The organism is Streptomyces sp. URMC 129 (assembly GCF_051386415.1).
Lineage (GTDB): Bacteria > Actinomycetota > Actinomycetes > Streptomycetales > Streptomycetaceae > Streptomyces.
In genome coordinates this window covers 26,747-34,518 of the sequence record NZ_JBPQTQ010000056.1, presented here as the reverse complement: position 1 = coordinate 34,518, position 7,772 = coordinate 26,747, and the positions used below count along the sequence as shown (strand labels likewise).

Sequence of the window (7,772 nt, the reverse complement as noted above, 5' to 3'; positions counted from 1 at the left end):
TTGCGGAATTCACCTGACGGCTCGTCCTTCGACGCTACGCGCCCCCCGCCCACCCCGCACCCCGAACGGCGGCGCGCACGTAGGTCGTGGTCTCCCCCGGGGTGAACGCGCCGTCGTGGCGCCAGGCGGTGAGCCGGCCGGCGACGAACCCGGGGTGTCCGGCCAGGCGGCGTCCGCCCAGTGCCAGGGCGTGGAAGTGCCAGAGGCGCAGCAGCAGGCCGGGCGGTGTGCGCAGCGGCAGCCAGGGTGGTGCGGTGGCCAGCGCGACGAACCGTTCGAAGCGCTCCGGGTGGTTCAGGCAGGCGCGGTATCCGGCGGCGCCGCCCAGGTCGTGGCCGACCAGGCGGGCGCGTGCGATGCCCAGGGCGTCGAGCAGGCCGACGATGTCGGCGCCGAGGCGGGCCAGCCCGTATCCGGTGGGGGATCCCTCGGACCAGCCCAGGCCCCGGACGTCGGGGCAGATCACCCGGTGGCCGCGGGCGGCCAGCGGGCCGATGAGGTCGCGCCAGGCGTACCAGTGCTGGGGCCAGCCGTGCACCAGGACCAGCGGCTCGCCCGTGCCCGCCGCGGCGTAGTGGACGCGCAGGCCGTCGACGCTGGCGTAGTGGTGGGTGACCCCGTCGACGTGCGGCATCGGCAGGTGGTCAGTGGGTGTCATGGGCCCTCCCAGCTCAAGAAGGATACGATCGTATCGAAAAATGCGGTCGGTCGTATCTTCCGTATGCTGGTGCGCATGCCGATGACCCGCCGCGGTGACCAGCACCGCCGAGAGATCCTGGAGCGCGCGACGCATCTGGCGTCCGTGGAGGGCCTGGAGGGCGTGACCATGGGGCGGCTGGCAGCCGCGCTGGGGATCAGCAAGGGGGGCGTGCAGGCGCTCTTCGGCACCAAGCAGGACCTTCAGCTCGCGATCGTGGCCGCCGCCGTGGACATGTTCCGGCAGCGGGTGCTGACGCCGGCCGAGCAGGCGGCGGAAGGGCTGCCCCGGCTGCGGGCGCTGTTCGAGGCGTGGATCGACTACCTGGACTTCTTCGAGGGCGGCTGCTTCTTCTCCGCCGCCGCCCTGGAGTTCGACGGACGGCCCGGGCCGGTCCGGGACGCGATCCTGGACGCGGCGCGGACCGCGTACGACGCGGCGGCCGGGCAGGTGCGGCTGGCCTGCCGGCTGGGCGAGCTGCCGCCCGGCACGGACCCCGAGCAGCTCGTCTTCGAGCTGCACGGGTCCGTCCTGGCGGCCAACCACGCCCGCCAACTGCTCCACCGCGCGGACGCGTTCGACCGCGCCCGGCGCGCCGTCCGCGACCGCCTCGACCGGGCGGCGCGGACGGCCCGGTGATCACTGTCAGAGGGTGGCGCAGGATTCGTCGTGGGGGCGGTGGCCGCCCGCCGGGCGGTGGTAGCGGGCCGCGGGAGCGACCGGGTTGACCGTCCAGTCCGGGTGGTTGGGCATGCGGGGGGTCTTCGTCCCGTACAGCCACTCGGTGAGGAAGCCGGTCAGGTCCTGGCCCGAGACCTCGGAGGCCAGGGCGATGAAGTCCTGGGTACTCGCCGAGGAGTTGCGGTAGCGGTCGAGGAACGTGTGCTCGATGCGGGTGAAGACGTCCTCGCCGACCAGGTTCCACAGCGCGTACAGCACCAGCACGCCGCCGGTGTAGCGCTGGGCGTCGAACAGGGTCTCCGCAGTGGGCGCGGCGACCGGGCCCGAGTCGTGCCGCCACTGGTCGCCGCGGGAGTAGACGTCCTTCATGCGGGCTTCCATGCTGGTCAGGCCCAACGAGTCGGGCCAGCCGCGCTCGTAGCGGTACAGCAGTCCGTAGTAGTCCGCGTGCCCCTCGTTCAGCCACAGGTCGGCCCAGGTGGCGGGCGAGACCAGGTTGCCGAACCAGGTGTGGACCAGCTCGTGCATCATGTGCGAGCCGATCTTGTCCTCGGGCTGGAGAAGGTAGTTGGGCTTGTAGAGGGTGAGGGTCTGCGTCTCCAGGCCGGTGAAGTCGAACGCGTCGGGGTCGTCGGTGTTGGCGGGCAGGATGCCGTACGCCTCGAACGGGTAGGCGCCGAGCCGTGCCTCCAGCCAGGTCAACTGGCCCGCGGTGAGCGCGAGTGCGGGTTCGAGGGCCTCGGCGCGGGCGACCGGGACCACGTCGCGGAGCCGCAGGCCGCTGGGGCCCGGGCGCTCGACCACCGTGTAGTCGCCCACGGAGAGCTGGATGACCTCGGTGGCGATCGGGTCGCGCGAGCGGTAGGTGAAGGCGGTGCGGCCGTCCGCGCTCTCCGTGGACACCAACGTGCCGCTGGCGACGCCCTCCAGACCGTCCGGGACGGTGATCCGGAAGGTGAAGTGCGCCTTGTCGGCGGGGTGGTCGTTGCAGGGGAAAACCGTGTGGGCGAGGTTGGGCTGCCCGGCGACGGCGAAGCCGTCCGGGGTCGGCACCCAGCCGTTGGTGGGGAACGGCAGCGCGCGGGGATCGGCGGTGTAGGCAATCCGTACGGTCATCCTGCTGTTGGCCGCGACACAACGGCGGGGCGTGATCACGAGCTTGTCGGCCTGCTGCTCGAACCGCGCTTCCCTGCGGCCCACTTCGACGCTGTGCACGGTCAGGGTGGCGGCGGAGTCGAGCGAGAAGCGGGCGAGGCTCTCGGTGGCCCTGGCCGAGACGGTGACGACGGCGTCGACGAGCCTGGTGTCCGGGTGGTAGGTGACGTCCAGGTGGTACGCGGAGACCTGGTACCCGGTGTTGCCGAGGGTCGGGTAGATCGGGTCGCCGAGACTGTCGCCGCCGCTGGCCCCGGTGGCGCCGGTGCCGGTGGCGCGCTGGTCGGCTCGCGCGGTCGGGGCGAGCGCGACGGCGGCGCCCGAGGCGAGCAGCGCGGCAGCGGGTGCCGTCAACCGGGTGCGATAACGCATGTGTTCGTGGTCCCTCTCTCGAGAAGGGCGAGAAGCGACCTTCCCCCCGTGTTCCCGGGTGCGACGGCTTCGCGCGGCGCGCCGCCCGGGTGCGGCCATGATCGGGCGGCGGCGACACGGGCGTCAACCCGGGCCGCCGCGCCCGGTCATGACTGGGTCATGGACCCCAGGGCCGCGTGCGTACGGTCCAGCGTCCGTCGGTCCGGGTGAGTCGCACCGGGTGGTCGAAGCACTGGCTCAGGTGGGCGCTGGTGAGGACGGCGCCGACGGGGCCGGGGGCAGCTCTTCGAGGTGGTGGGTCACCAGGACCGTGGCGAGCGCGGGATGGGCGCGGCGCAGGGTGTCGAGGCTGTCGATGAGTTGTTCCCGGCCGGTCATGTGAAGGCGCGGGCAGGAACGGGGCGCGCGGGAGGGCGTGCGGCGTGCCGGGGCGGCGCCCCGGCGCGGGGCTGCGATGCTGGTGCGCTGACCGGTCCTGGGGGGAGGGATTCGCGTGAATGAGCGGCCAGGGGGGCTTCTGTGACCGTTCCCGCAGTGACGCGGGCGCCGGAGGGCAGGGGTGCGGCGCGTGAACACGCCGTTGTGGAGCGGGCGTTACGGCTCGACATCGAGGGGCTCCGGGCCCTGGCGGTGTCGCTGGTCGTCGTCTCGCACGCGGGGGTGCGGCAGTTCGAAGGCGGTTACGTCGGTGTCGACGTCTTCTTCGTGATATCCGGCTTCCTCATCAGCTCGTTGCTGGTGCGGGAGCTGAAGGCGACCGGACGGATGTCGATCCGGTCCTTCTACGCGCGGCGAGCGTTGCGGCTGCTGCCCGCGTCGACGGTCGTGGCGGTCGCCACCCTCGCCGGGGCGTGGGTGTTCCTGTCGAAGATCCGCTTCGAGGAGTACGCGGGCGACGCGCTCGCGAGCCTGCTCTACGTGATCAACTTCCGGCTGGCGAGCCAGGGAACGGACTACCTGGCGGAGGGCAGCCCGCCGTCGCCGTTCCAGCACTTCTGGTCGCTGGCCGTCGAGGAGCAGTTCTATCTGCTGTGGCCGCTGGTTCTGCTGGGGAGTTGGCGGCTGACGCGGCGGCGGCGCGGGCTGCTCGCCGTGCCGCTGCTCGTGCTGTGCGCGGTGTCGTTCGGGCTGAGCCTGTCCGTGACGGCGAGTTCGGCGCCGTGGGCGTACTTCGGCTCGCACACCCGGATGTGGGAGCTGGGTGTGGGCGCGCTTCTGGCGCTGGGGGCAAGCCGGTTGGCGCGGCTGCCCGCGGTGCCGGCGGCGCTCATGACGTGGGCCGGGCTGGGGTGCGTGGCCCTGTCGGCGGTGTGGCTCGACGCGGCGACGCCGTTCCCCGGCTACCACGCGGTGCTGCCCGTCGCCGGGGCGGCGCTGGTGCTGGCCGGTGGGTGCACGCCCGCCCGGTTCGACGCCCGGCTGGTACTGGCGCGGCGGCCGGTCGTGTGGGTCGGCGGGCTGTCGTACGGCTGGTATCTGTGGCACTGGCCGCTGCTGTTGATCGGGCCGCAGGTGCTGGACCGGCCGCCCACGGTGCGGTTGGCGCTCGCGCTGAGCGCGGTCGCCCTGGTGCTGGCATGGGCGACGCTGTGCCTGGTGGAGAACCCGGTGCGTTTCCACGCGGCGTTCCGGGGCCGCCCCGGCCGGGGGCTGGGTGCCGGGCTCGGGCTGTCGGCGGTGGCCGTCGTCACGGCCCTGGTAGCGGCGGCCTTTCCGCCGCCGATCGGTTCGGGCGCGCCCGCGCCGGTGCTGAGGGACGCGCTGACCGCGGCGCCGGATCCGCAGGCGCGGCTGACGGAGTTGCTCGCGGGGGCGGAGACGAGCCTGCCGGGCAACCTCTCGCCGGCGCTGGCCGACATCAAGGACAACAAGTCGGCGGTGTACCAGGACGGTTGCCACATGGGATACACGAGCACGGAGACCCCGTTGTGCGTCTACGGGGACCGTTCGTCGGACGAAGTCGTCGTGCTGTTCGGTGATTCGCACGCGGCCCAGTGGTTCCCGGCGCTGGACCGGCTGGCGCGGGAGCGGGGCTGGCGGCTGATCTCGCTGACGAAGGCGTCGTGCAAGGTCGCCGCGGTGACCATCATCAAGGACGGCGCGCCGTACGAGTCCTGCGACGCTTGGCGGGCCAACGCGCTGGAGGAGATCCGGCGTTCGGGTCCCTCGCTGGTGATCGCCGCGTCCTCGGACGCGGGTGATCCGGTGGACGCGACGGGCGATCTCCTCCAGGAGTGGACGGCCGGGTACCGGGAAACGTTCCGGCACCTCGTGGACACCGGCGCCCGGGTGGCCGTCCTCCTCGACACACCGTGGCCGGACGAGGACGCGGTGGAGTGCGCGGCGCTCCATCCGCTGGCGCTGGGGCGCTGCGAGAGCCGCCTGCCCGACGCGATCCGGGACGCGACGCGGCGCGAGGCGGCCACGGACGCGGCGGCGGCGACCGGGGTGTCCGTGATCGACCCGCTGCCCTGGCTGTGCACGGCGGCGGGCACCTGTCCCGTGGTCGTGGGGGACACGTTCGTGTACCGGGACGACAATCACGTGAGCGAGGCCTACGCCGAGGCGCTGGCGCCGGTGCTGGGCGAGCGCCTGTCCGAACTGCTGGGCCGGTAAAGGGGAGTGAGTACGCGGAAGAACGGGCCGCCGCCGGGGACGGACGTCCGGAAGGGGCCCCATGGCTGGGGGGCGTCGTGGCCCCGCGGAGATCCGGAGACAGGCGCTGACGAACTCGTGGGTGGTCGGCCGTGGTGGCGGGCCGAGGAACGCCCGTTCTCCGACCCCGGGGACGGCGCGGGGCTGTGCGCGGGCGATCCAGGCAACGCGGCGCGTGCGGGGATCCGGGCGCTCAGGGGGCCTCGGGGGCGTCCCGGGGAGGGGAGGCGTCCGTGTGGCCCAGGGATTTGCCCGGGGCGACGCGGTCGCGGATCAGGCGCTTGACCGCCGTGGGTTCGGGGAAGCCCTGCGTCTTCCGGTCCCACACCGTCTCACCGTCGACGCGGACCGCGAACACCCCGCCGGTGCCGGGGACCAGGGCCACCTCGGCCAGTTCGGCCTCGAAGGTGCTGAGCAGTTCCTGCGCCAGCCAGGCCGCCCGGGGCAGCCAGCGGCACTGCGTGCAGTACTCGATCCGGACTTCGTGCATGGCGACCAGTGTGCCTGCCCGGTGCCCCCGCGGTCAGCCGGTGACGTCAGCCGGTGACGTTGCGCAGCACGGTCCACAGCAGCGCCGTACCCAGCACGGCGGCGGTGCCGCGGCGGCCGGGGCGCGGGCGGTAACGGCGTCCCCGCAGGCCCTCGTACAGCCAGCGGCCCCCGAGCCAGAGGCCCAGCGGCAGGCCGAGCAGCAGCAGCGCCGCGTTGTCGTGCAGGGCCGCCGCGAGGTCGCCGTGCAGCAGGTCGTACGCCATCCGGGTGCCGCCGCAGGCCGGACAGCTCAGGCCGGTGGTCCAGTTGACCGGGCAGCGCGGCAGGAGCCCGCCGCCGTCGTGCGGGTTCGTGCGCCACAGGTACGCGGCAGCCGCGAGCCCCGCCGCCAGCGCCGTCAGCGGTGCGGCGGCGGGGTGGAAAGACCGGCCGTTCGCCCTCATGACCTCATGGCCTCACGGCCTCACGGCCTCATCACCTCATGGCTGGTCGCGTCAGCTCCGCAGGACCCGGCCGTGGGAGTCGGTCCGGTCCTCGCTGGCAAGGAAGATGACCCCGTCGATGATCGCCCAGAAGCCGAGGCCGCCGCAGGTGAGGAGCTGGGCGACGGCCATGCCCACGTGCCCGGTGTACCAGCGCCCCGCGCCGACGGTGCCGAAGAGGAGCTGGAGCACGCCGGCGAGGATCTTGGACTTGTGGGAGTACGGCCGGCCGAGCCGGTCGTAGCCGAAGGGGGCGCTCGGGTCGTACGGGTACGCGCCGGGGTAACCGACGGGGTAACCGCCGGCCGGGTACGGATGCGCGCCGGGGAACGGGCCGGGCGCCGGGTATCCGCCCGGGTAGGCGCCGGGCGGCGGGCCGTACACGCCGGGGTACGCGCCGGGGTACGGGCCGGGCGCGGGCGGCGGGTTCCGGCCGGGCTCCGGGTCCGGGTTCGGGCCCTGGTTCTGCCCCTGGCCGGTGTCGGGTCCCCAGGCGTAACCGGAACGGCCGGGCGGGCCGGGCGGTGGGCCGGGGCGCTTGGCGAACGGGTCCTGCTGATTCGGGTCGGACATCTTCCCCCCACGGGCCGGACGAACGGGTGGCCGCCCGCCATACTGCCAGCCGCGCCGCGCCCCCGTCAGCCGGTCCGCAGCGCCCGCGCCACGGCGGCCTCCGGGGTCGGCGCGTGGTCGATGCCGGGGATCTCGCGCCCCTCGCCGTCCACCACCCGCCAGCCGCCGAGGGAGACGACCGGCACCGCCGCGTCCGCGCGGCGCCGGGCGAGGGCGATCTCGCTGAGCGTGCCCCACGAGCCGCCGATCACGACGACCGCGTCCGCGCTGCGCGCGATGATCGCGTTGCGCGCCTCGCCCATGCCGGTCACGAGGACGGCGGACAGGCCGGGGCAGGCGCCCTCGCGGGTGGCGTCCGGCCGCACCCCGATCACCAGGCCGCCGGCGGCGTGCGCACCGGCCGCGGCGGCGGCCATCACGCCGTCGCCGCCGCCGCAGATCACCACCGCGCCGCCCTCCGCCAGCAGCCGGCCCACCGCGCGGGCGGTCGCGGCCTCCTCCGGCGTGCACTGCCCCGGGCCGCAGACGGCCACCTGGAACGGCATCGCTCGCCTCCCTTCCTTCGTTCTCCTGTTCGCCTCACGGCACTGCCGCGGCCACACGCCCGCATTTGGGGCAATCCGGACGCGGGGCGCCGGGAGCTGTCACGGTGTGGCCGTTCATGT

At 73.9% G+C, this 7,772-nt stretch carries 9 protein-coding genes; 2 read left to right on the top strand and 7 right to left on the bottom strand.

The window, feature by feature from the left end; translation table 11 throughout:
- Positions 1 to 34: 34 nt before the first annotated feature.
- Entirely contained in the window at positions 35 to 658 is a 624-nt protein-coding gene (locus tag ACSNOC_RS14005; RefSeq protein ID WP_436747724.1) for an alpha/beta fold hydrolase, read from the bottom strand.
- A gap of 75 nt (positions 659 to 733) precedes the next feature.
- Between ACSNOC_RS14005 and ACSNOC_RS14000 the strand changes: the two genes are divergently transcribed.
- Positions 734 to 1,336, top strand: coding sequence for a TetR/AcrR family transcriptional regulator (locus ACSNOC_RS14000; protein WP_436747723.1), 603 nt, complete (start codon positions 734 to 736; stop codon positions 1,334 to 1,336).
- 6 nt (positions 1,337 to 1,342) lie between these two features.
- Here ACSNOC_RS14000 and ACSNOC_RS13995 read toward each other — a convergent pair whose 3' ends face one another.
- Positions 1,343 to 2,905: a M1 family metallopeptidase gene (locus ACSNOC_RS13995; protein ID WP_436747722.1), complete on the bottom strand. Its 1,563-nt coding sequence runs from the start codon at positions 2,903 to 2,905 to the stop codon at positions 1,343 to 1,345.
- Between the two features lie 237 nt (positions 2,906 to 3,142).
- Positions 3,143 to 3,283 carry a hypothetical protein gene (locus ACSNOC_RS13990; protein WP_436747721.1) on the bottom strand — a complete coding sequence of 47 codons (141 nt, stop codon included), beginning with the start codon at positions 3,281 to 3,283 and terminating at the stop codon, positions 3,143 to 3,145.
- Between the two features lie 204 nt (positions 3,284 to 3,487).
- Here ACSNOC_RS13990 and ACSNOC_RS13985 point away from each other — a divergent pair, with 204 nt between their 5' ends.
- Entirely contained in the window at positions 3,488 to 5,521 is a 2,034-nt protein-coding gene (locus ACSNOC_RS13985) for an acyltransferase family protein (RefSeq protein WP_436747720.1), read from the top strand.
- Positions 5,522 to 5,753: 232 nt separating this feature from the next.
- Here ACSNOC_RS13985 and ACSNOC_RS13980 read toward each other — a convergent pair whose 3' ends face one another.
- From ACSNOC_RS13980 to ACSNOC_RS13965, 4 genes are all read right to left on the bottom strand, one after another.
- Entirely contained in the window at positions 5,754 to 6,050 is a 297-nt protein-coding gene (locus tag ACSNOC_RS13980) for a SelT/SelW/SelH family protein (RefSeq protein WP_436747719.1), read from the bottom strand.
- Between the two features lie 46 nt (positions 6,051 to 6,096).
- Complete coding sequence (locus tag ACSNOC_RS13975; RefSeq protein ID WP_436747718.1) at positions 6,097 to 6,495, bottom strand: DUF2752 domain-containing protein; 399 nt, start codon at positions 6,493 to 6,495, stop codon at positions 6,097 to 6,099.
- Positions 6,496 to 6,546: 51 nt separating this feature from the next.
- A complete protein-coding gene (locus ACSNOC_RS13970) occupies positions 6,547 to 7,107 on the bottom strand; it encodes a TM2 domain-containing protein (RefSeq protein ID WP_436747717.1) in 561 nt (186 codons plus the stop codon).
- 65 nt (positions 7,108 to 7,172) lie between these two features.
- Complete coding sequence (locus tag ACSNOC_RS13965; RefSeq protein WP_436747716.1) at positions 7,173 to 7,652, bottom strand: LOG family protein; 480 nt, start codon at positions 7,650 to 7,652, stop codon at positions 7,173 to 7,175.
- Positions 7,653 to 7,772 lie beyond the last annotated feature (120 nt).